This is a genomic window from Streptomyces sp. NPDC002092 (assembly GCF_053593775.1).
On sequence record NZ_JBSFDG010000004.1, the window covers coordinates 62,352 to 82,762 of the forward strand.

Consider the following 20,411-nt stretch of genomic DNA (forward strand, 5'->3'; position numbering starts at 1 on the left):
CCAGGCTAAAACTTCATAGACCGCTCGTCGTCATAGCAGCGTGCACCGCGTTGAGCGGTGGCCTGCTGAGTGCCGTTCCGGCGTTCGGCGCGGCGGACGCCGGATCCGACTCGACATCCGGGTCCGGCCACAACTCGCAGGCCGGTTCGTCCTCCGCGACCCCGGCTCCGTCAGGATCCGGCCGGATCAAGGATCCGGGCAAGAAGCTCGGCACGGGGTGGAAGTCCTCACCCGACCGGGCCGTCACGGCCGCCGCCGACGCCGACGGCCTGCACCTTCTCGTGGCGGATTCGAAGGACGCGTACGCGTGGAAGACCGCGGCGATCCTTGCCGAGCCCGGGATGCCGGCCGATTCGTGGATCGGCAACCAGTGCCTGATGGACCGGGACCACGTGGCCGTCGTCTACGCGCCGCGTACGTTCACGAACAAGCCCGACCTGTTCCAGGGCGGGGCGTTCACCGCGATCGTCAACACCGGCACGGGCTCGGTCACCAAGCTCGGGTTCACCGCCTCGCTGGCGTACTTCGACCCGACCTGTAACACCTCCGCCCACACGGCCGCCTTCACCGCGTACCGGGACATGAACGACCCCGCCGCGGTGAAGTCCCGCGTGGTCACCGTGAACACGGCGGGCAGGCAGCTGACCCAGGCGTCGGTGCAGGGCGAGGTCACCTCGGCCGCGCCGGTCACCGGCGGTGCCGTCGGCGCGATCGGCCGCGATCTGGTGCGCCTCTGCGACACCGGCAAGAGCAAGTCCGGAAAGACCAGCAAGGTGACGTCCGTCGACGCGGTCGCCTTCGACATCCGGCCGCTCGACGCCGCCGGCAAGGAGATCGCGTTCGTCGAGCGCGGCAACAAGAAGCACACGGCGAAGATCTGGCGCGGTCACGGCAGGGCGGCCGCGGTCGCCTCCGGTGCTCCCGGCGCGCTCGACCTCGAGTCCGGCGCTTCCGGCAAGGCGTTTCTGACCGGGAAGACGACCGGTGCCGTGCACACGAAGGGCACGGGCATCACCCGGCTCGACGCGCCGGCCGACTCCGATGTCTCCACGCAGGGCCGGCTCGCCGTCGACCCCGTCCTCATGCCCGGCATGAGGGCAGGCCTGGCACACATCGCGAACGCCGGGCGCGGTTTCACCAAGGCCGCGGAGTCCGAGCGCGGCGCGGCGGACGAGTCCGCCGTGTCGCCGAAGACGCTGGCGAAGACGGCGTCGACCACCATCACCTCCACCGCCACCACTACGGGCACCGAAGTGACCCAGCAGGTGGCGCCGCAGGAGGCGGCGGGCACCGAGGAGTCCTCGCCCGCCCTGGGCGGCAGCACCAAGCCGGTCACGGAGACAGCGCCGAGCGGGCTGAGCACCCAGATGGAACGCACAGCCTCCACTACCGCCACGGCCTCGGACCCGGCGCACGACCCGACCGACCCGGACCGCTGGTGCGCGATCTCCCGCAACGACGTCAACGCGCAGGCGCTCCAGCCGACCTCGAACCAGGTCGAGTGGGCCGCCGACATGGCCGTACGCGGCAACCTCACCTCGTCGTGGATCCGGCAGGGCGGCTACCGGGACCAGGCCGGTCTCGGCACCGTCGACCCGCAGGGCCTCTTCCCCAAGCCGACGCTGAACGCCAAGGCCGGCGCCCAGATCCCGGTCAACGTCCTGCTCGGCATCCTGTCCCAGGAGTCGAACCTGTGGCAGGCCGAGTCCGGCGCTGTCCCGGGCCAGATGGGCAGCCCGCTCGCTGCGGTGGACGGCTACTACGGCCACAAGACCGGCGGCACGGTCGCCGACTTCTGGAACATCCACTGGGACAAGTCCGACTGCGGCTACGGCGTGGGTCAGGTCACTGACGGCATGCGCATGGCAGGCCACGAGAAGGAGCACGAGACGGCGCTCTCCCCGGGGAAGCAGAAGATCGTCGCAGTCGACTACGCGAGCAACATCGCCGCGTCGATGAAGATCCTCGCCGACAAGTGGAACGAGGTGCACAAGGCCGGCCAGACGGTCACCGTCAACAACGACGACCCGTCGAAGGTGGAGAACTGGTTCACCGCCGTCTGGAACTACAACCTCGGTTTCAACCCCCCGACCGCTTCCGGCGGCGCGTGGGGCCTGGGCTGGTACAACAACCCGGCCAACCCCGTGTACAAGAACGACAACCCGTTCATGGACACCTCCGTCGACGCCGACGCCAACCACGACGCGGCCCACCCGCAGGACTGGCCGTACGAGGAGAAGGTGATGGGCTGGGCCGCCTGGTCCACGGACACCGGATTCTCCTACGCCACCTCCGGGCGCCAGGACTGGCCGGGCGAGTCCGGGTTCTCCTCGGTGGGCTTCCGACCCGCCTGGTGGCTCGACACAAACCAGCGTTCCCTGGTCTCCCCGCCCAAGAGCACCTTCTGCAACAGCCACAACAACTGTGACCCGAGCAGCCCGCCGGACTGCCCGGACGCCGCCTGCTACCAGAAGTACTGGTGGAACCAGTCGAACGCGACGTGGAAGAACAACTGCGACGACAACTGCGGCCACGAGAACATCAAGTACCAGACGCTCGTGAGCGAGCCGGGCCGCGGCTTCCGGCTGAAGAACGGCACCCCGGTGTGCAGCGGGGCCCCTGCGGGCGCCAAGGTCGTCGCCTCCGTACCGAGCGGCACGCCGACCTGGAGCGACTGCGGCGCGGTCAAGTCCGACGGCACCTTCCGCTTCACGTTCTACGCGGACACCGACGGGCACTACGAGGCCAAGGCCGACCTGCACCAGATAGGCGGCGGCTACGGCGGTCACTTCTGGTACACGCACTCCCGTAACACCGACCATCTGGGCGGCACCACCTCCGGCCCGCTCACGGTCCGCGGTACATGGATCCCGAGCGGCAGCTTCGACCTCGCTCAGGTCTGGGTGCACGTCCCCGACACCGGAGCGCAGGAGAAGCGCGCACACTACGAGATCAGCGGTGCCGTGGGCGGTCCCTACGACCGCTACGTCGACCAGGACGGCAACAACGGCAAGTGGGTCTCGCTGGGTGCCTTCAAGTTCAACGGCACCCCGAGCGTGTCCCTGTCCAACTACTCGCCCACCGGGACCGCGGACAAGGACGTCGCCTACGGCGCCGTCGCCTTCCAGCCGGTGCAGGGCACGTTCGTCCACCGCACCCTGACGGCGGCCTCGGTCTTCGACCCCAACCAGGAGCTCAACTCCAACGGGCCGGTCAGCGACTTCCCAACGCCCATCCGGTCGATGAAGTCGCTCTATGACTGGGGGAAGGAACTCTCCCACGGGACGGACGGCGGCCCGCTGTGGGACGGCGACCCTGGCAACTCCGTGTCGTGGGCGGGGCTGACGGGCTGGGACGTGTGCACGCAGCCCAATCAGGAGGAGTGCGTGGGTCCCAAGACCTATGCCGCGGGCGAACAGTGGTACAAGGACGTCAAGGCCGGCGGGTACACGCCGAACGCCGACGGATCGGTGCCGTCGATGTCCATCCCGATGTGGATGGGCATGTCGAACTCCCGCCCGAACCCGTCGGCCTCTCCCGCCCAGGCGTACCAGGATCCGAACAGCTACAAGATCAAGAGCGATGTCGACGTGACGTTCGTGAAGGACGGCTCGGGGCACATCATCCCGGGCAGCGAGAGCGCCAGCTACGACGTCCGGGTCGGCAACGCCCACCTGCCCACCTTCGTCACGCAGGTGATCAAGGCGATCTCGGCGGACTATCACATCCCTGCCCCCGACCTGACCTACACGACCCCCGACGCCCTGGAGTACGGGCGCACCTACACCGCCGATCCGCTCGTGGACGGGGACACACCGGGGCAGGCGTACTTTCCGCACCTCAGGGGCGCGCGTCTGAACTCGGACAACACCTGCGTGGACATCCGCGCCGTGGGCGGAGGCGTCCACGGATACCGCGCGATGATCGGCCACAAGTCCATCAACGACAACGTCAAGGCCTGGCTCGACAAGGTCAACGCCCACCCTTACACCGTCTACGCGGTGCGCCGAGCGGCGGGGGACATCTACTCGATGTTCTTCAAGAACTCCGGCGACTGGAACAAGAACATGTGGGGCAGCATGATCGGCAACGCGCCGCCGATCTGGCACGACATCGCTGCCGCCTTCTGCGCCGACGGTTCCGTGAAGCCGACGCACGAGGAGACGAACGGGGACGCGGACCCGAGCAACGGCATCGTGTTCCAGAGCTACATGCCCGACCTCTACGTCTACGTGGACGGAAAGATGACCGACGACCTCGGCCGTCCGTCCAGCGGCCGGGTGCACGCGGGTGACTGGAAGAACTTCTCCAACTTCCCCCTCACCGCTCCCTACGGCAACGCGTTCGCCAGCTGCGATGCCGCCAACCGGGGCAGCGGCGGTAACCCGTGGAGCGTGGACGCACCGGTTCCGCTGTTCGGTGACGGTCCGGGAAACCGGCCTTCGAGCGTCGTCCACTGTGACGAACCGGCTACCAAGTTCACGACCAACCAGACGCAGTGACCTCGGATGATTGAATGACAGGGGGCCGGGCCACAGGCCCGGCCCCCTGTCATTCGGGTCCGGGTGATGCCGCGGTGAGACAGAGAGGGCTCGTCGTGGGAGCTGGGTTCCTGTTCATCTTCGTCCCGCTGTTCCTGTACCTGACCCCCATGACCCTGCTGTGCGTGAAGATCGCCGACAGGAACTCGTGGAAAATGGGACTGGTATTCGCGACCGGCCTCATATTCCTGCCCGCCGCGCTGGGCGCCGGCTGGATCCTCGTCGGGACCGGGGTCCTGTGATCCGAAAGGCCGAAGACGCGTGACTGTCATGGTCGTCGCACTGGCCGTGGCGCTCCTGGCCACTTCGTACGTGTGGCCGTTCGTGCCGTTGGTCATTTACCCGATGCGCAGATGGCGAGGGTTCTGGGCAGCGCTCTACTGTGCTGCGCTCGGCGCGGTCTGCGCCGTGGAGTTCCGTGATTACCGCTACATGGTCGGAGATTTCTTCGAGCTGTCCGTAGCTCTCGCGCTACTGAGGGCGATCGTCGAAGCGGCCGGGCTCGTGGAGCCGGCTCGCAGGAAACGCCGGGAGTCCCGGGCTGATGCCCCGCGCTGAGCCAAGGGTTTGACCTTCGTCACCCTCGGGGTATTCTCTCCGGCTCGATTGGCCAGCCCCCTGCCCCGTATGGCAGACTGTCGGAGTTGCTCGGTCGAGTGTTGATGCTGCGCGCCTCCCGCCGGGGGGACCGGAAGCGAGTCCCACAGTACTCGTCGCCCTAACTGCCGTAAGGCAGCACTGGGGCGGACGTACGGGAATCTTCCGGGAAGTGCAGTGCGGCACTGGCCAGGCACCCGGGTAAACCTCTTTCCCAGGCAAGGGATGTTCGAACAAGGGACATCTGTGTCAGTGGAAGCGCGACACGCCCGACCGCGTGGGTCGGCGAAAGAGCGTACGGAGGGCCGGGTTCCAGAGCGTGAAGAGACAAAGGACTACTGAGTAGCCATGGCGGGACAGAAGATCCGCATCCGGCTCAAGGCCTACGACCACGAGGTCATCGACTCCTCGGCGAAGAAGATCGTCGAGACGGTGACCCGCACTGGTGCGTCGGTCGCGGGCCCGGTGCCGCTGCCCACTGAGAAGAACGTGTACTGCGTCATCAAGTCGCCGCACAAGTACAAGGACTCGCGCGAGCACTTCGAGATGCGCACGCACAAGCGCCTGATCGACATCCTCGACCCGACGCCCAAGACCGTTGACTCTCTGATGCGACTCGACCTCCCGGCCGGTGTCGACATCGAGATCAAGCTCTGAGGGCCGGTGATCTGAGAATGGCTAAGCAGATCAAGGGCATCCTGGGCGAGAAGCTCGGCATGACGCAGGTGTGGGACGAGAACAACCGTGTTGTTCCGGTCACCGTCGTCAAGGCCGGCCCGAACGTCGTCACCCAGGTGCGTACGAACGACAGCGACGGCTACGAGTCGGTTCAGATCGCCTTCGGCGAGATCGACCCGCGCAAGGTGAACAAGCCCCTCAAGGGCCACTTCGCCAAGGCCGACGTCACCCCCCGCCGCCACCTCGTCGAGATCCGTACCGCTGACGCCAGCGAGTACACCCTCGGCCAGGAGATCACCGCCGAGGTGTTCGAGGCGGGCGTCAAGGTCGACGTCACCGGCAAGAGCAAGGGCAAGGGCTTCGCCGGTGTCATGAAGCGCCACAACTTCGGTGGCCTCGGCGCCGGTCACGGCACCCAGCGCAAGCACCGCTCTCCCGGTTCCATCGGTGGCTGCGCCACCCCGGGCCGTGTGTTCAAGGGCCTCCGCATGGCGGGTCGCATGGGCAACGAGCGGGTCACCACCCAGAACCTGACCGTCCACGCCGTTGACGCGGAGAAGGGTCTGCTGCTCATCAAGGGCGCGGTTCCCGGTCCGAACGGCGGCCTCGTCCTGGTCCGCACCGCGGCCAAGGGGGCCTGAGGTAACCGATGAGCACTGTTGACATCCTTTCGCCGGCGGGCGACAAGGCCGGTTCCGTCGAGCTCCCCGCGGAGATCTTCGACGTCGAGAAGGTCAGCATCCCGCTGATCCACCAGGTCGTCGTCGCGCAGCTGGCCGCTGCCCGCCAGGGCACGCACAAGACCAAGACTCGTGGCGAGGTCCGCGGTGGCGGCAAGAAGCCGTACCGCCAGAAGGGCACCGGCCGCGCCCGTCAGGGCTCGACCCGTGCGCCGCAGTTCGCCGGTGGTGGCGTCGTGCACGGTCCCGTGCCGCGCGACTACTCGCAGCGGACCCCGAAGAAGATGAAGGCTGCCGCGCTGCGTCACGCCCTCACCGACCGGGCCCGCCACAACCGCATCCACGTCGTCTCCGGCGTCGTCGAGGGTGAGAACCCGTCGACGAAGGCCGCCCGGACGCTGTTCGGCAAGATCTCGGAGCGCAAGAACCTGCTCCTGGTCGTCGAGCGCGCCGACGAGGCCGCGTGGCTGTCCGCCCGCAACCTGCCCCAGGTCCACATCCTGGAGCCGGGCCAGCTGAACACGTACGACGTTCTCGTCTCGGACGACGTGGTCTTCACCCAGGCCGCTTTCGAGTCCTTCGTGTCTGGCCCCAAGGCCGCTGACACCGAAGGGAGCGAGGCCTGATGGCTACGCGTCACCCGAGCATTGCCTCCAAGGCCGCCAAGGCCGCCAAGGCCGCGCGCGTCGCCAAGGCGCGTCGCCACGAGGCCGAGGGCAAGAACACCGTCGAGACCCCGCTGAGCAAGTCGTACACGGACCCCCGTGACGTGCTGCTCAAGCCGGTCGTCTCCGAGAAGAGCTACGCGCTTCTCGACGAGAACAAGTACACGTTCATCGTCGACCCGAGTGCCAACAAGACCCAGATCAAGCAGGCCGTCCAGGCGGTCTTCTCGGTCAAGGTCACCGGGGTCAACACGATCAACCGCATCGGCAAGCGCAAGCGGACCCGCACCGGCTTCGGCCAGCGTGCGGCCACCAAGCGCGCGATCGTGACCCTCGCCGAGGGCGACCGTATCGACATCTTCGGCGGTCCGACCGCGTAAGCGGGTCGGATCGTCCGATATCGGACGAGGACTGAGAAATGGGAATCCGCAAGTACAAGCCGACTACGCCGGGCCGCCGTGGCTCCAGCGTCGCCGACTTCGTCGAGGTCACGCGGTCCACGCCGGAGAAGTCGCTGGTCCGCCCGCTGCACAGCAAGGGCGGCCGTAACAACGCCGGTCGTGTGACCGTTCGCCACCAGGGTGGCGGACACAAGCGCGCCTACCGCGTGATCGACTTCCGTCGTCACGACAAGGACGGCGTGCCGGCGAAGGTCGCGCACATCGAGTACGACCCCAACCGCACCGCGCGCATCGCGCTGCTCCACTACGCGGACGGCGAGAAGCGCTACATCCTGGCGCCGAAGGGCCTGACGCAGGGCGACCGGATCGAGAACGGTCCCGGCGCCGACATCAAGCCCGGCAACAACCTGGCGCTGCGCAACATCCCGGTCGGTACGACGATCCACTCCGTGGAGCTTCGTCCGGGCGGCGGCGCCAAGTTCGCCCGCTCCGCCGGTGCCTCCGTGCAGCTGCTCGCGAAGGAGGGCTCGATGGCCCACCTCCGCATGCCGTCCGGTGAGATCCGCCTGGTCGACCAGCGCTGCCGCGCCACGGTCGGCGAGGTCGGCAACGCCGAGCAGAGCAACATCAACTGGGGCAAGGCCGGCCGCAAGCGCTGGCTGGGCGTCCGCCCGACCGTTCGTGGTGTGGCGATGAACCCGGTTGACCACCCCCACGGTGGTGGTGAGGGCAAGACCTCCGGTGGTCGCCACCCGGTCAGCCCCTGGGGTCAGAAGGAAGGTCGTACTCGTTCGCCCAAGAAGGCGTCGAACAAGTACATCGTCCGCCGCCGCAAGACGAACAAGAAGCGCTAGGAGCGGGTTTAGATGCCGCGCAGTCTCAAGAAGGGGCCCTTCGTCGACGAGCACCTCGCCAAGAAGGTGGATGCTCAGAACGAAGCCGGTTCCAAGAACGTCATCAAGACCTGGTCCCGTCGCTCGATGATCGTCCCGGCCATGCTCGGCCACACGATCGCGGTGCACAACGGCAAGACCCACATCCCGGTGTTCGTCACCGAGTCGATGGTCGGCCACAAGCTCGGCGAGTTCTCGCCGACGCGCACCTTCCGGGGCCACGTCAAGGACGACCGGAAGTCGAAGCGCCGCTAGTAGCGGATCGCATTCAGACACGTAAGTAACTGAGAGGGACAACCATGGAAGCCAGGGCCCAGGCGCGGTACATCCGCGTTACGCCCATGAAGGCCCGCCGCGTGGTGGACCTTATCCGTGGCATGGATGCCACGGAGGCTCAGGCTGTTCTGCGATTCGCTCCGCAGGCAGCCTCCGTGCCCGTCGGCAAGGTGCTCGACAGCGCCATCGCCAACGCCGCGCACAACTACGACCACACCGACGCCGACAGCCTCTTCATCTCCGAGGCGTACGTCGACGAGGGCCCGACCCTGAAGCGGTTCCGGCCGCGCGCCCAGGGCCGTGCCTACCGGATCCGCAAGCGGACCAGCCACATCACCGTGGTCGTCAGCAGCAAGGAAGGAACCCGGTAATGGGCCAGAAGGTTAACCCGCATGGGTTCCGGCTCGGTGTCACCACGGACTTCAAGTCCCGGTGGTACGCCGACAAGCTGTACAAGGACTACGTCAAGGAAGACGTCGCCATCCGTCGGATGATGACGTCCGGCATGGAGCGCGCCGGCATCTCGAAGGTGGAGATCGAGCGCACCCGTGACCGTGTGCGTGTGGACATCCACACCGCTCGTCCGGGCATCGTCATCGGCCGCCGTGGCGCCGAGGCCGACCGCATCCGCGGTGACCTCGAGAAGCTCACGGGCAAGCAGGTCCAGCTGAACATCCTCGAGGTCAAGAACCCCGAGACGGACGCTCAGCTGGTTGCTCAGGCCGTCGCCGAGCAGCTCTCCTCCCGCGTCTCCTTCCGCCGCGCCATGCGTAAGAGCATGCAGTCGGCGATGAAGGCCGGCGCCAAGGGCATCAAGATCCAGTGCGGTGGCCGCCTCGGTGGCGCCGAGATGTCCCGCTCGGAGTTCTACCGCGAGGGCCGTGTGCCCCTGCACACGCTCCGCGCGAACGTGGACTACGGCTTCTTCGAGGCCAAGACGACCTTCGGCCGCATCGGTGTGAAGGTCTGGATCTACAAGGGCGACGTCAAGAACATCGCCGAGGTCCGCGCCGAGAACGCTGCGGCCCGTGCGGGTAACCGCCCGGCCCGTGGTGGCGCCGACCGCCCGGCCCGTGGTGGCCGCGGTGGCGAGCGTGGCGGGCGCGGTCGCAAGCCGCAGCAGGCTGCCGGCGCCGAGGCCCCCAAGGCCGAGGCTCCCGCCGCCGCTCCGGCTGAGAGCACCGGAACGGAGGCCTGACCGACATGCTGATCCCCCGTAGGGTCAAGCACCGCAAGCAGCACCACCCGAAGCGCTCCGGCGCTGCCAAGGGCGGCACGCAGGTTGCGTTCGGCGAGTACGGCATCCAGGCGCTCACCCCGGCGTACGTGACGAACCGTCAGATCGAGGCCGCTCGTATCGCCATGACGCGTCACATCAAGCGTGGTGGCAAGGTCTGGATCAACATCTACCCGGACCGTCCCCTCACCAAGAAGCCTGCCGAGACCCGCATGGGTTCCGGTAAGGGTTCTCCGGAGTGGTGGATCGCCAACGTCAAGCCCGGACGCGTGATGTTCGAGCTGTCGTACCCCAACGAGAAGATTGCGCGTGAGGCCCTCACTCGTGCCGCTCACAAGCTGCCGATGAAGTGCCGGATCGTCAAGCGCGAGGCAGGTGAAGCGTGATGTCGGCCGGTACCAAGGCGTCCGAGCTGCGCGAGCTGGGCAACGAGGAGCTTCTGGCGAAGCTCCGCGAGTCCAAGGAAGAGCTGTTCAACCTCCGCTTCCAGGCGGCGACTGGTCAGCTCGAGAACCACGGCCGTCTGAAGGCGGTCCGCAAGGACATCGCGCGGATCTACACCCTGATGCGCGAGCGTGAGCTGGGCATCGAAACGGTGGAGAACGCCTGATGAGCGAGAGCAATGTGACTGAAGAGCAGACGACCGAGGCACGTGGCGCCCGCAAGACCCGTGAGGGTCTCGTCGTCAGCGACAAGATGGACAAGACCGTCGTCGTCGCTGTCGAGGACCGCGTGAAGCACGCGCTGTACGGCAAGGTCATCCGCCGTACGAACAAGCTCAAGGCGCACGACGAGCAGAACGCCGCGGGTGTCGGCGACCGTGTCCTCCTCGCGGAGACCCGGCCGCTGTCCGCGACGAAGCGCTGGCGCGTCGTCGAGATCCTCGAGAAGGCGAAGTAATCAAGCGGGGGTTCGCCCCCGCTGACCCCCGCCGGGGCTTCGGCCCCGGCACCCGCCGGGACACCGCCCGCGGCCTCGGCCGACGGGCGAGGTCCCGGGGAGGCCGGCGTCAGGCCACCGATCGGCCCGCGAGGCAACTCGCGGAGACCGCTCGGACGGCCTGCGGCCGTCGGCGGCCCGCGTATCCGCGCGAGCCCGGCCGGCGGATCGGGCCCAGTCGGTGCGCGCCCCCGGCGGCAGGGTTTTCGCCTGCAGAGGCGCAAGTAATTCCTGCGGAGCATCCCCCGCAGGACGGTTCCGCCAGGCTCTCCGGCCTCAACCCCCGGAGGGAACCGGCAGACAAACAGGAGATAGACGTGATCCAGCAGGAGTCGCGACTGCGTGTCGCCGACAACACTGGTGCGAAGGAGATCCTTTGCATCCGTGTGCTCGGTGGCTCCGGTCGCCGCTACGCGGGCATCGGTGACGTCATCGTCGCCACCGTCAAGGACGCGATCCCCGGTGGCAACGTGAAGAAGGGTGACGTCGTCAAGGCGGTCATCGTTCGCACCGTCAAGGAGCGCCGCCGTCCGGACGGCTCGTACATCCGCTTCGACGAGAACGCCGCCGTCATTCTGAAGAACGACGGTGACCCTCGCGGCACCCGCATCTTCGGCCCGGTCGGGCGTGAGCTGCGCGAGAAGAAGTTCATGAAGATCATCTCGCTGGCTCCGGAGGTGCTGTAAGCATGAAGATCAAGAAGGGCGACCTGGTCCAGGTCATCACCGGCAAGGACAAGGGCAAGCAGGGCAAGGTCATTGCCGCTTACCCGCGCGAGGAGCGCGTCCTGGTCGAGGGTGTCAACCGGGTCAAGAAGCACACCAAGGCCGGCCCGACCGCCAGCGGTTCGCAGGCCGGCGGCATCGTCACGACCGAGGCGCCGATCCACGTCTCCAACGTCCAGCTGGTCGTTGAGAAGGACGGCAACAAGGTCGTCACGCGTGTCGGTTACCGCTTCGACGACGAGGGCAACAAGATCCGCGTTGCCAAGCGGACGGGTGAGGACATCTGATGGCTACCACCACCACTCCGCGTCTCAAGACGAAGTACCGCGAGGAGATCGCGGGCAAGCTGCGTGACGAGTTCAAGTACGAGAACGTCATGCAGATCCCCGGCCTCGTCAAGATCGTGGTCAACATGGGTGTGGGCGACGCCGCCCGCGACTCCAAGCTGATCGAGGGCGCCATCCGCGACCTCACCACGATCACCGGTCAGAAGCCGGCCGTCACCAAGGCCCGCAAGTCCATCGCGCAGTTCAAGCTGCGTGAGGGTCAGCCGATCGGTGCCCACGTCACGCTCCGTGGCGACCGCATGTGGGAGTTCCTGGACCGCACCCTGTCGCTCGCGCTGCCGCGCATCCGCGACTTCCGTGGTCTGTCCCCCAAGCAGTTCGACGGCCGTGGCAACTACACCTTCGGTCTCACGGAGCAGGTCATGTTCCACGAGATCGACCAGGACAAGATCGACCGCGTCCGGGGTATGGACATCACCGTGGTGACCACGGCGACCAACGACGCTGAGGGCCGTGCGCTCCTTCGTCACCTCGGCTTCCCCTTCAAGGAGGCGTGAGCGAGATGGCGAAGAAGGCTCTGATCGCGAAGGCTGCTCGCAAGCCCAAGTTCGGCGTGCGTGGCTACACGCGCTGCCAGCGCTGCGGCCGTCCCCACTCCGTGTACCGCAAGTTCGGCCTGTGCCGCGTGTGCCTTCGTGAGATGGCTCACCGTGGCGAGCTGCCGGGCGTGACCAAGAGCTCCTGGTAATCCCGCATTTAGGGATTCCCGAAGCTCTCGGTAAGCAATGGGCGTGTCAGGCGCCCTCCCTTCCATGGCTTAGGCTTGGGGGGTTGGGCGTCTGACGACCGCCCGTACGCACGCGGACAGCGTCCGCTAATGAATGCTTACTACGCCGTAGGTCCACCGCACCGCACCCGCCTCGTCTCGGATCGAGGAGAGGGATGGGCACCTGGAAACCCCGGCGAGAGAGGCCGAAGGCCAATTCATGACCATGACTGATCCGATCGCAGACATGCTTACGCGTCTGCGGAACGCGAACTCGGCATACCACGACTCCGTGTCGATGCCGGCATCGAAGATCAAGTCGCACATCGCGGAGATCCTCCAGCAGGAGGGCTTCATCACGGGCTGGAAGGTCGAGGACGCCGAGGTCGGCAAGAACCTCGTTCTCGAGCTGAAGTTCGGCCCGAACCGTGAGCGCTCCATCGCGGGCATCAAGCGGATCTCCAAGCCCGGTCTCCGGGTGTACGCGAAGTCCACCAACCTGCCGAAGGTGCTCGGCGGCCTCGGCGTGGCGATCATCTCCACGTCGCACGGGCTCCTCACCGACAAGCAGGCCGGCAAGAAGGGCGTGGGTGGGGAAGTCCTCGCCTACGTCTGGTAGCGGAAGGGAACGGAGGAAACAGCTATGTCGCGCATCGGCAAGCTCCCCATCGCGGTTCCCGCCGGCGTGGACGTCACCATCGACGGGCGTACGGTCTCGGTCAAGGGCCCCAAGGGCACGCTGACCCACACCGTCGCCGCGCCGATCGAGGTCGCCAAGGGTGAGGACGGCGTCCTGAACGTCACCCGCCCCAACGACGAGCGTCAGAACAAGGCCCTGCACGGCCTGTCCCGCACGCTGGTGGCGAACATGATCACCGGCGTGACCCAGGGTTACGTGAAGAAGCTCGAGATCAGCGGTGTCGGTTACCGCGTGACCGCCAAGGGTTCGAACCTCGAGTTCGCTCTCGGCTACAGCCACCCGATCACCGTCGAGGCCCCCGAGGGCATCACCTTCAAGGTGGAGGCCCCCACCCGGTTCTCGGTCGAGGGCATCGACAAGCAGAAGGTCGGCGAGGTTGCGGCCAACATCCGCAAGCTGCGCAAGCCCGACCCGTACAAGGCCAAGGGCGTCAAGTACGAGGGCGAAGTCATCCGCCGCAAGGTCGGAAAGGCGGGTAAGTAAGCCATGGCATACGGACAGAAGATCCTCAAGGGCGACGCCTACAAGCGCGCCGCGATCAAGCGCCGCCACATCCGGATCCGTAAGAACATCAACGGAACGGCGGAGCGTCCGCGTCTGGTCGTTACCCGCTCGAACCGCCACATCGTGGCCCAGGTGATCGACGACATCAAGGGTCACACCCTGGCGTCGGCGTCCACCCTGGACACCTCGATCCGCGGTGGCGAGGGCGACAAGTCCGCGCAGGCCAAGCAGGTCGGCGCCCTGGTCGCCGAGCGCGCCAAGGCCGCCGGTGTCGTGGCTGTCGTGTTCGACCGTGGTGGCAACCAGTACGCCGGGCGCATCGCCGCCCTGGCGGACGCCGCCCGCGAAGCCGGGCTCAAGTTCTGAGCCGCTTGTAGCTAGCGGAAAGAGAGAGGTAATCCAATGGCTGGACCCCAGCGCCGTGGAAGCGGTGCCGGTGGCGGCGAGCGGCGGGACCGGAAGGGCCGTGACGGCGGCGCTGCTGCCGCCGAGAAGACCGCGTACGTTGAGCGCGTCGTCGCGATCAACCGCGTCGCCAAGGTTGTGAAGGGTGGTCGTCGCTTCAGCTTCACCGCGCTGGTCGTGGTGGGCGACGGTGACGGCACCGTGGGTGTCGGTTACGGCAAGGCCAAGGAGGTGCCGGCCGCCATCGCCAAGGGTGTTGAGGAGGCCAAGAAGCACTTCTTCAAGGTCCCCCGTATCCAGGGCACCATCCCGCACCCGATCCAGGGTGAGAAGGCTGCCGGCGTCGTGCTGCTCAAGCCCGCGTCCCCCGGTACCGGTGTTATCGCCGGTGGCCCGGTGCGTGCGGTGCTCGAGTGCGCCGGTATTCACGACGTGCTGTCGAAGTCGCTCGGCTCCGACAACGCGATCAACATCGTGCACGCGACCGTGGAGGCCCTGAAGGGCCTGCAGCGTCCCGAGGAGATCGCGGCCCGCCGTGGTCTGCCGCTCGAGGACGTCGCCCCCGCGGCTCTGCTGCGTGCGCGTGCCGGGGCGGGTGCGTAATCATGGCGCAGCTCAAGATTACGCAGGTCAAGTCCTACATCGGCAGCAAGCAGAACCACCGTGACACCCTGCGCTCCCTTGGTCTCAAGGGCATCAACACGCAGGTCGTCAAGGAGGACCGCCCCGAGTTCCGCGGCATGGTGCACACCGTCCGCCACCTCGTGACGGTCGAGGAGGTCGACTGATCATGGCGGAGAACAACCCGCTCAAGATCCACAACCTCCGTCCCGCCCCGGGCGCCAAGACCGCCAAGACCCGTGTCGGTCGTGGTGAGGCGTCGAAGGGTAAGACGGCCGGTCGTGGTACCAAGGGCACGAAGGCCCGCTACCAGGTTCCGGAGCGCTTCGAGGGTGGGCAGATGCCCCTCCACATGCGCCTCCCGAAGCTGAAGGGCTTCAAGAACCCGTTCAAGACCGAGTTCCAGGTCGTGAACCTCGACAAGCTGGCCGCGCTCTACCCCGAGGGTGGCGAGGTCACCGTCGAGGGTCTGGTGGCCAAGGGTGCCGTTCGCAAGAACAGCCTCGTCAAGGTCCTCGGCCAGGGCGAGATCTCCGTGGCGCTGCAGGTGACGGTCGACGCCGTCTCCGGCTCCGCCAAGGAGAAGATCACCGCCGCCGGCGGCACCGTCACCGAGCTCGTCTGAGTTTTTCGGACGTCTCGATGACGTAAGCAGTCCCGACCGGGGATACCTCACAATGGGGTATCCCCGGTCGGTCGTTCCACGGGGGGCCGTGCCGCCGGTAAGGTAGCCTGCACTGCTCTTTTTTTGTATCCGTCTGTATCCGTCGAACCTCAAGACCGTCACCCTTGACGCAGTTGCGCGGGGGTCGCAGGAGGCACCGTGCTCACCGCGTTCGCCCGGGCGTTCAGGACGCCCGACCTGCGCAAGAAACTGCTCTTCACGCTCGCCATCATCGTGGTGTACCGGATCGGTACGCACATCCCGATCCCGGGCGTCGACTACAAGAACGTCCAGCAGTGTGTCGATGTGGCCAACTCGAACCGTGGCCTGTTCAGTCTGATCAACATGTTCAGCGGTGGCGCGCTGCTGCAGATCACGATCTTCGCGCTCGGCATCATGCCGTACATCACGGCGAGCATCATTCTGCAACTGCTGACCGTGGTGATCCCGCGCCTCGAAGCCCTCAAGAAGGAGGGCCAGGCCGGCACCGCGAAGATCACGCAGTACACCCGGTATCTGACGGTGGGCCTGGCCATCCTCCAGGGCACCGGTCTGGTCGCCACCGCCCGCAGTGGTGCGCTGTTCTCCGGCTGCCCGGTGGCCAGCCAGATCGTCCCTGACCAGTCGATCTTCACCACCATCACCATGGTCGTCACCATGACCGCCGGTACCGGCGTCGTCATGTGGCTCGGTGAGCTCATCACCGACCGCGGCATCGGCAACGGCATGTCGATCCTGATGTTCATCTCGATCGCCGCGACCTTCCCGAGCGCGCTGTGGGCGATCAAGCTGCAGGGCAAGCTCGCCGGCGGCTGGATCGAGTTCGGCACCGTCATCCTCGTCGGCCTGGTCATGGTCGGTCTGGTGGTCTTCGTCGAGCAGGCCCAGCGGCGGATCCCCGTGCAGTACGCGAAGCGCATGATCGGACGCAGGTCGTACGGCGGTACGTCCACGTACATCCCGCTGAAGGTCAACCAGGCGGGTGTCATCCCCGTGATCTTCGCCTCATCGCTGCTCTACATCCCGAGCCTGATCGCTCAGTTCTCGAGTGGCAATTCCGCCTGGAAGACGTGGATCCAGAACAACCTGACCAAGCAGGGTGAGAGCCCGTACTACGTCACCACGTACTTCTTGCTGATCGTTTTCTTCGCGTTCTTCTACGTGGCGATCTCCTTCAACCCCGAGGAAGTCGCCGACAACATGAAGAAGTATGGTGGCTTCATCCCGGGCATCCGGGCTGGCCGACCGACCGCTGAGTACCTCAGCTACGTACTCAACCGGATCACCTGGCCGGGTTCGCTGTATCTGGGTCTGATCGCTCTCGTACCGACGATGGCGTTGGTTGGCTTCGGGGCAAGCCAGAACTTCCCGTTCGGTGGTACCAGCATCCTGATCATCGTGGGTGTTGGCCTCGAAACGGTGAAGCAGATTGAGAGCCAGCTTCAGCAGCGCAATTACGAAGGGTTCCTCCGCTGATGCGAATCGTCCTCGTCGGGCCGCCGGGTGCAGGGAAGGGCACGCAGGCCACTCGCCTTGCCGACAAGCTGCGCGTCCCGCACATCTCCACGGGCGACCTGTTCCGCGCCAACATCAGCCAGCAGACGGAGCTCGGGAAACTCGCGAAGTCCTACATGGATGCCGGCAACCTCGTCCCCGACGAGGTCACCATCGCGATGGCCAAGGACCGCATGGAGCAGCCCGACGCGGAGAACGGCTTCCTGCTCGACGGTTTCCCGCGCAACGTCTCGCAGGCCGAGGCGCTGGACGAACTGCTCAAGACCGAGGGCATCAAGCTGGACGCGGTACTCGACCTCGAAGTCCCCGAGGAAGAGGTCGTCAAGCGCATCGCCGGCCGGCGCATCTGCCGCAACGACTCGGCGCACGTGTTCCACGTGACCTACAGCCCGGCGAAGAAGGAAGGCGTCTGCGACGTCTGCGGCGGCGAGCTGTACCAGCGTGACGACGACTCCGAGGACACCGTGCGCACGCGGCTCGAGGTCTACCACACGCAGACCGAGCCGATCATCGACTACTACAAGTCGCAGGGCCTGGTCGTCACGATCTCGTCCCTCGGCCCGGTGGGCGAGGTCACGCAGCGGGCGCTGGAAGCCCTCAAGCGCGAGGACGACGGCAAGTAGCCGTCAGCCAGTTACGGCCGTGGCACCCGAAGGGGCGTCACGGCCGTACTGTTGTGTACGTAACCGGTTGACGTGAGTGACGGAGAGCGCAGGCCACCCATGGTGCAGATCAAGACCCCCGAGCAGATCGCCAAGATGCGTGAGGCGGGGCTGGTCGTCGCCGCCATCCACGCGGCCACTCGTGAGGCCGCGGTGCCCGGGGCCACCACCAAGGACCTGGACCAGGTCGCGCGCAAGGTGCTCGCCGAGCACAACGCCAAGCCGAACTTCCTCGGCTACGGCGGCTTTCCGGCGACCATCTGCACCTCCGTCAACGAGGTCGTCGTCCACGGCATCCCGTCCGACGACGTCGTCCTGAAGGACGGCGACATCATCTCCATCGACTGCGGCGCGATCATCGACGGCTGGCACGGCGACGCCGCGTACACCGCCTTCGTCGGCTCCGGCCACGCCCCCGAGCTGATCGAGCTCTCCCGGGTCACGGAAGAGTCCATGTGGGCCGGCATCGCGGCGATGAAGCAGGGCAACCGGCTGGTCGACGTGTCGAGGGCCATCGAGACGTACATCCGGCGCCAGCCGAAGCCGGGCGGCGGCAAGTACGGGATCATCGAGGACTACGGCGGTCACGGCATCGGCACCGAGATGCACATGGATCCGCATCTGCTGAACTACGTCGAGAAGCGCCGGGGGAAGGGTCCGAAGCTGGTGCCCGGCTTCTGCCTGGCGATCGAGCCGATGGTGTCGCTCGGGACGCCGAAGACGGAGGTTCTCTCCGACGACTGGACCGTCATCACGCTCGACGGCACGTGGTCGTCCCACTGGGAGCACTCGGTGGCGCTGATGGAGGAAGGCCCGCTGGTCCTCACGTCTCCCGACGGGGGCAGGGCGAAGCTGGCGGAGCACGGGGTCACCGCCGCCCCGGACCCGCTGGCGTAGCGCCGCAGGCAGCGGTCGGCTTAATGATCTCCCCGTCTGGGCATCCTTCCTCGATTCGTCTTTCAGGGTGCGCTGACGTAGACTGACTCGTCGGCTCTCGTGCACCCGCATGTCCGCATGCACCCGTAAGGGAAAAGCACGGAGTCGATCAAGGTAGTCGATTCGAAGGGCGAAGCGTGGCCAAGAAGCAAGGTGCCATCGAGATCGAGGGCACTGTCGTCGAGTCTCTTCCGAACGCCATGTTCAAGGTCGAGCTCCAGAACGGCCACCAGGTCCTGGCACACATCAGCGGCAAGATGCGTATGCACTACATCCGCATCCTCCCTGACGACCGGGTCGTGGTGGAGCTTTCTCCGTACGACCTGACGCGTGGCCGGATCGTCTACCGCTACAAGTAGATCTTGCCCGCACTCCGTTTCGGCGGGGTGGTGGCACTGACCCGGAGAACCTCAATCCCATGAAGGTCAAGCCGAGCGTCAAGAAGATCTGCGACAAGTGCAGGGTGATCCGCCGTCACGGTCGGGTCATGGTCATCTGCGAGAACCCGCGCCACAAGCAGCGCCAGGGCTGACGCACGATCGACCGATCCCTCTGCATCGATATCGCAGAGATTCGCGCGACGCGAGCTGAATATGTTCATACGCAGAACCCAAGCCGACACGGCTTGACACCCCCGGTTCGGAGGCCGGGGACCCGGTTCGTACCTCGTACGGCGGCCGGGAAGCGGTTCTGTGGCAGACCTCCGAAGATCACCAGGAGCCATTAAGTGGCACGCGTTTCCGGTGTTGACATCCCGCGCGAAAAGCGCGTGGAGGTCGCCCTCACCTACGTGTTCGGCATCGGCCGGACCCTTTCGCAGCAGACGCTCGCGGAGACGGGCATCGACCCGAACACCCGTGTTCGTGACCTGAGCGAAGAGCAGCTCGTCGCGATCCGCGAGTACGTGGACAACAACATCAAGACCGAGGGTGACCTCCGTCGCGAGATCCAGGCCGACATCCGCCGCAAGGTCGAGATCGGCTGCTACCAGGGTCTCCGTCACCGTCGCGGTCTGCCCGTCCGCGGTCAGCGCACCAGCACCAACGCCCGTACCCGCAAGGGTCCGCGTCGCGCCATCGCCGGCAAGAAGAAGCCGGGCAAGAAGTAGTCCTCAGCGGACAACGCTTCATCAGCGGTCTTCGCTGTAGGACCGACCACCTCCCCGTAGGAGTTTGTAGATGCCCCCCAAGGGTCGTCAGGGCGCTGCCAAGAAGGTGCGCCGCAAGGAAAAGAAGAACGTCGCTCACGGCCACGCGCACATCAAGAGCACGTTCAACAACACGATCGTCTCGATCACGGACCCCTCGGGCAACGTGATCTCCTGGGCCTCCGCCGGCCACGTCGGCTTCAAGGGCTCGCGCAAGTCCACCCCCTTCGCCGCGCAGATGGCCGCCGAGTCGGCCGCCCGCCGCGCGCAGGAGCACGGCATGCGCAAGGTCGACGTCTTCGTGAAGGGCCCGGGCTCCGGTCGCGAGACCGCGATCCGCTCCCTCCAGGCCACCGGCCTCGAGGTCGGCTCCATCCAGGACGTCACCCCCACCCCGCACAACGGCTGCCGTCCGCCCAAGCGTCGTCGCGTCTGACGCAGGGCCGGTAGGTCTTCGGGTCTCGGGCGGTACGGCGCCGTAAAAGCGCCGTATCGCCCGTACCCTTGCAGTACCCGTCCCTTTTGCCGGGGCGGTTCCGTCGGGCGTCAAATAGCGGGCGTCCACGAATGAA

31 protein-coding genes are annotated in these 20,411 nt (G+C 66.4%); all 31 read left to right on the forward strand.

Annotated features, from left to right (window positions below; genetic code table 11):
- Positions 1–50 precede the first annotated feature (50 nt).
- Positions 51–4,502 carry an SGNH/GDSL hydrolase family protein gene (locus tag ACWCRD_RS10310; RefSeq protein WP_450965459.1) on the forward strand — a complete coding sequence of 1,484 codons (4,452 nt, stop codon included), beginning with the start codon at positions 51–53 and terminating at the stop codon, positions 4,500–4,502.
- Between the two features lie 95 nt (positions 4,503–4,597).
- Entirely contained in the window at positions 4,598–4,783 is a 186-nt protein-coding gene (locus ACWCRD_RS10315) for a hypothetical protein (protein WP_450965460.1), read from the forward strand.
- A 19-nt stretch (positions 4,784–4,802) separates the two neighbouring features.
- Positions 4,803–5,099, forward strand: coding sequence for a hypothetical protein (locus tag ACWCRD_RS10320; RefSeq protein ID WP_450965461.1), 297 nt, complete (start codon positions 4,803–4,805; stop codon positions 5,097–5,099).
- A gap of 387 nt (positions 5,100–5,486) precedes the next feature.
- On the forward strand, positions 5,487–5,795 hold the full coding sequence (gene rpsJ / locus ACWCRD_RS10325; protein ID WP_003948644.1) for a 30S ribosomal protein S10: 309 nt from the start codon (positions 5,487–5,489) through the stop codon (positions 5,793–5,795).
- A gap of 17 nt (positions 5,796–5,812) precedes the next feature.
- Entirely contained in the window at positions 5,813–6,457 is a 645-nt protein-coding gene (rplC, locus tag ACWCRD_RS10330) for a 50S ribosomal protein L3 (protein ID WP_189933353.1), read from the forward strand.
- Between the two features lie 8 nt (positions 6,458–6,465).
- Entirely contained in the window at positions 6,466–7,122 is a 657-nt protein-coding gene (gene rplD / locus ACWCRD_RS10335) for a 50S ribosomal protein L4 (RefSeq protein WP_266958977.1), read from the forward strand.
- Positions 7,122–7,541 carry a 50S ribosomal protein L23 gene (rplW, locus tag ACWCRD_RS10340; RefSeq protein WP_030930522.1) on the forward strand — a complete coding sequence of 140 codons (420 nt, stop codon included), beginning with the start codon at positions 7,122–7,124 and terminating at the stop codon, positions 7,539–7,541. Before rplD ends, rplW begins: the two co-directional genes overlap by 1 nt.
- A 38-nt stretch (positions 7,542–7,579) precedes the next feature.
- A complete protein-coding gene (gene rplB / locus ACWCRD_RS10345; protein WP_115906448.1) occupies positions 7,580–8,416 on the forward strand; it encodes a 50S ribosomal protein L2 in 837 nt (278 codons plus the stop codon).
- Positions 8,417–8,428: 12 nt separating this feature from the next.
- Positions 8,429–8,710 carry a 30S ribosomal protein S19 gene (rpsS, locus tag ACWCRD_RS10350; RefSeq protein WP_030930516.1) on the forward strand — a complete coding sequence of 94 codons (282 nt, stop codon included), beginning with the start codon at positions 8,429–8,431 and terminating at the stop codon, positions 8,708–8,710.
- 44 nt (positions 8,711–8,754) lie between these two features.
- Positions 8,755–9,102 (forward strand): 50S ribosomal protein L22, encoded by a 348-nt coding sequence (gene rplV, locus ACWCRD_RS10355; protein WP_003974262.1) that lies wholly within the window; start codon positions 8,755–8,757, stop codon positions 9,100–9,102.
- Entirely contained in the window at positions 9,102–9,929 is an 828-nt protein-coding gene (rpsC, locus tag ACWCRD_RS10360) for a 30S ribosomal protein S3 (protein WP_030839666.1), read from the forward strand. Before rplV ends, rpsC begins: the two co-directional genes overlap by 1 nt.
- Positions 9,930–9,934: 5 nt before the next feature.
- Complete coding sequence (gene rplP, locus ACWCRD_RS10365; RefSeq protein ID WP_009327094.1) at positions 9,935–10,354, forward strand: 50S ribosomal protein L16; 420 nt, start codon at positions 9,935–9,937, stop codon at positions 10,352–10,354.
- Positions 10,354–10,578 carry a 50S ribosomal protein L29 gene (gene rpmC, locus ACWCRD_RS10370; protein ID WP_030930505.1) on the forward strand — a complete coding sequence of 75 codons (225 nt, stop codon included), beginning with the start codon at positions 10,354–10,356 and terminating at the stop codon, positions 10,576–10,578. The genes rplP and rpmC overlap by 1 nt, the downstream gene beginning before the upstream one ends.
- Positions 10,578–10,868 carry a 30S ribosomal protein S17 gene (gene rpsQ / locus ACWCRD_RS10375; RefSeq protein ID WP_099930779.1) on the forward strand — a complete coding sequence of 97 codons (291 nt, stop codon included), beginning with the start codon at positions 10,578–10,580 and terminating at the stop codon, positions 10,866–10,868. Before rpmC ends, rpsQ begins: the two co-directional genes overlap by 1 nt.
- A 356-nt stretch (positions 10,869–11,224) precedes the next feature.
- Positions 11,225–11,593, forward strand: a complete 369-nt coding sequence (rplN, locus tag ACWCRD_RS10380) for a 50S ribosomal protein L14 (protein WP_003998823.1) — start codon at positions 11,225–11,227, stop codon at positions 11,591–11,593.
- A gap of 2 nt (positions 11,594–11,595) precedes the next feature.
- A complete protein-coding gene (gene rplX, locus ACWCRD_RS10385; protein WP_030930498.1) occupies positions 11,596–11,919 on the forward strand; it encodes a 50S ribosomal protein L24 in 324 nt (107 codons plus the stop codon).
- A complete protein-coding gene (gene rplE, locus ACWCRD_RS10390) occupies positions 11,919–12,476 on the forward strand; it encodes a 50S ribosomal protein L5 (protein WP_007494758.1) in 558 nt (185 codons plus the stop codon). Before rplX ends, rplE begins: the two co-directional genes overlap by 1 nt.
- A 5-nt stretch (positions 12,477–12,481) precedes the next feature.
- Positions 12,482–12,667 carry a type Z 30S ribosomal protein S14 gene (locus ACWCRD_RS10395; RefSeq protein ID WP_003948630.1) on the forward strand — a complete coding sequence of 62 codons (186 nt, stop codon included), beginning with the start codon at positions 12,482–12,484 and terminating at the stop codon, positions 12,665–12,667.
- Between the two features lie 238 nt (positions 12,668–12,905).
- A complete protein-coding gene (gene rpsH, locus ACWCRD_RS10400; protein ID WP_030930492.1) occupies positions 12,906–13,304 on the forward strand; it encodes a 30S ribosomal protein S8 in 399 nt (132 codons plus the stop codon).
- A gap of 24 nt (positions 13,305–13,328) precedes the next feature.
- Positions 13,329–13,868 carry a 50S ribosomal protein L6 gene (gene rplF / locus ACWCRD_RS10405; protein ID WP_389084286.1) on the forward strand — a complete coding sequence of 180 codons (540 nt, stop codon included), beginning with the start codon at positions 13,329–13,331 and terminating at the stop codon, positions 13,866–13,868.
- 3 nt (positions 13,869–13,871) lie between these two features.
- A complete protein-coding gene (gene rplR / locus ACWCRD_RS10410) occupies positions 13,872–14,255 on the forward strand; it encodes a 50S ribosomal protein L18 (RefSeq protein ID WP_450965462.1) in 384 nt (127 codons plus the stop codon).
- 36 nt (positions 14,256–14,291) lie between these two features.
- The gene (gene rpsE, locus ACWCRD_RS10415) at positions 14,292–14,897 is read left to right on the forward strand and encodes a 30S ribosomal protein S5 (RefSeq protein ID WP_019753099.1); all 606 of its coding nucleotides are present in this window, start codon (positions 14,292–14,294) and stop codon (positions 14,895–14,897) included.
- Between the two features lie 2 nt (positions 14,898–14,899).
- Positions 14,900–15,082, forward strand: coding sequence for a 50S ribosomal protein L30 (gene rpmD / locus ACWCRD_RS10420; RefSeq protein WP_003974250.1), 183 nt, complete (start codon positions 14,900–14,902; stop codon positions 15,080–15,082).
- Between the two features lie 2 nt (positions 15,083–15,084).
- Complete coding sequence (gene rplO / locus ACWCRD_RS10425) at positions 15,085–15,540, forward strand: 50S ribosomal protein L15 (protein ID WP_003974249.1); 456 nt, start codon at positions 15,085–15,087, stop codon at positions 15,538–15,540.
- 198 nt (positions 15,541–15,738) lie between these two features.
- Complete coding sequence (secY, locus tag ACWCRD_RS10430) at positions 15,739–17,055, forward strand: preprotein translocase subunit SecY (RefSeq protein WP_450965463.1); 1,317 nt, start codon at positions 15,739–15,741, stop codon at positions 17,053–17,055.
- Positions 17,055–17,717: an adenylate kinase gene (locus ACWCRD_RS10435; protein ID WP_232650423.1), complete on the forward strand. Its 663-nt coding sequence runs from the start codon at positions 17,055–17,057 to the stop codon at positions 17,715–17,717. The genes secY and ACWCRD_RS10435 overlap by 1 nt, the downstream gene beginning before the upstream one ends.
- 99 nt (positions 17,718–17,816) lie before the next feature.
- On the forward strand, positions 17,817–18,653 hold the full coding sequence (gene map / locus ACWCRD_RS10440) for a type I methionyl aminopeptidase (protein ID WP_450965464.1): 837 nt from the start codon (positions 17,817–17,819) through the stop codon (positions 18,651–18,653).
- 176 nt (positions 18,654–18,829) lie between these two features.
- Positions 18,830–19,051, forward strand: a complete 222-nt coding sequence (infA, locus tag ACWCRD_RS10445; protein ID WP_003948620.1) for a translation initiation factor IF-1 — start codon at positions 18,830–18,832, stop codon at positions 19,049–19,051.
- A gap of 59 nt (positions 19,052–19,110) precedes the next feature.
- Entirely contained in the window at positions 19,111–19,224 is a 114-nt protein-coding gene (rpmJ, locus tag ACWCRD_RS10450; protein WP_003998809.1) for a 50S ribosomal protein L36, read from the forward strand.
- A 195-nt stretch (positions 19,225–19,419) separates the two neighbouring features.
- Positions 19,420–19,800, forward strand: a complete 381-nt coding sequence (gene rpsM / locus ACWCRD_RS10455; protein ID WP_020135802.1) for a 30S ribosomal protein S13 — start codon at positions 19,420–19,422, stop codon at positions 19,798–19,800.
- A gap of 70 nt (positions 19,801–19,870) precedes the next feature.
- Positions 19,871–20,275, forward strand: a complete 405-nt coding sequence (rpsK, locus tag ACWCRD_RS10460) for a 30S ribosomal protein S11 (protein WP_003956432.1) — start codon at positions 19,871–19,873, stop codon at positions 20,273–20,275.
- Positions 20,276–20,411 lie beyond the last annotated feature (136 nt).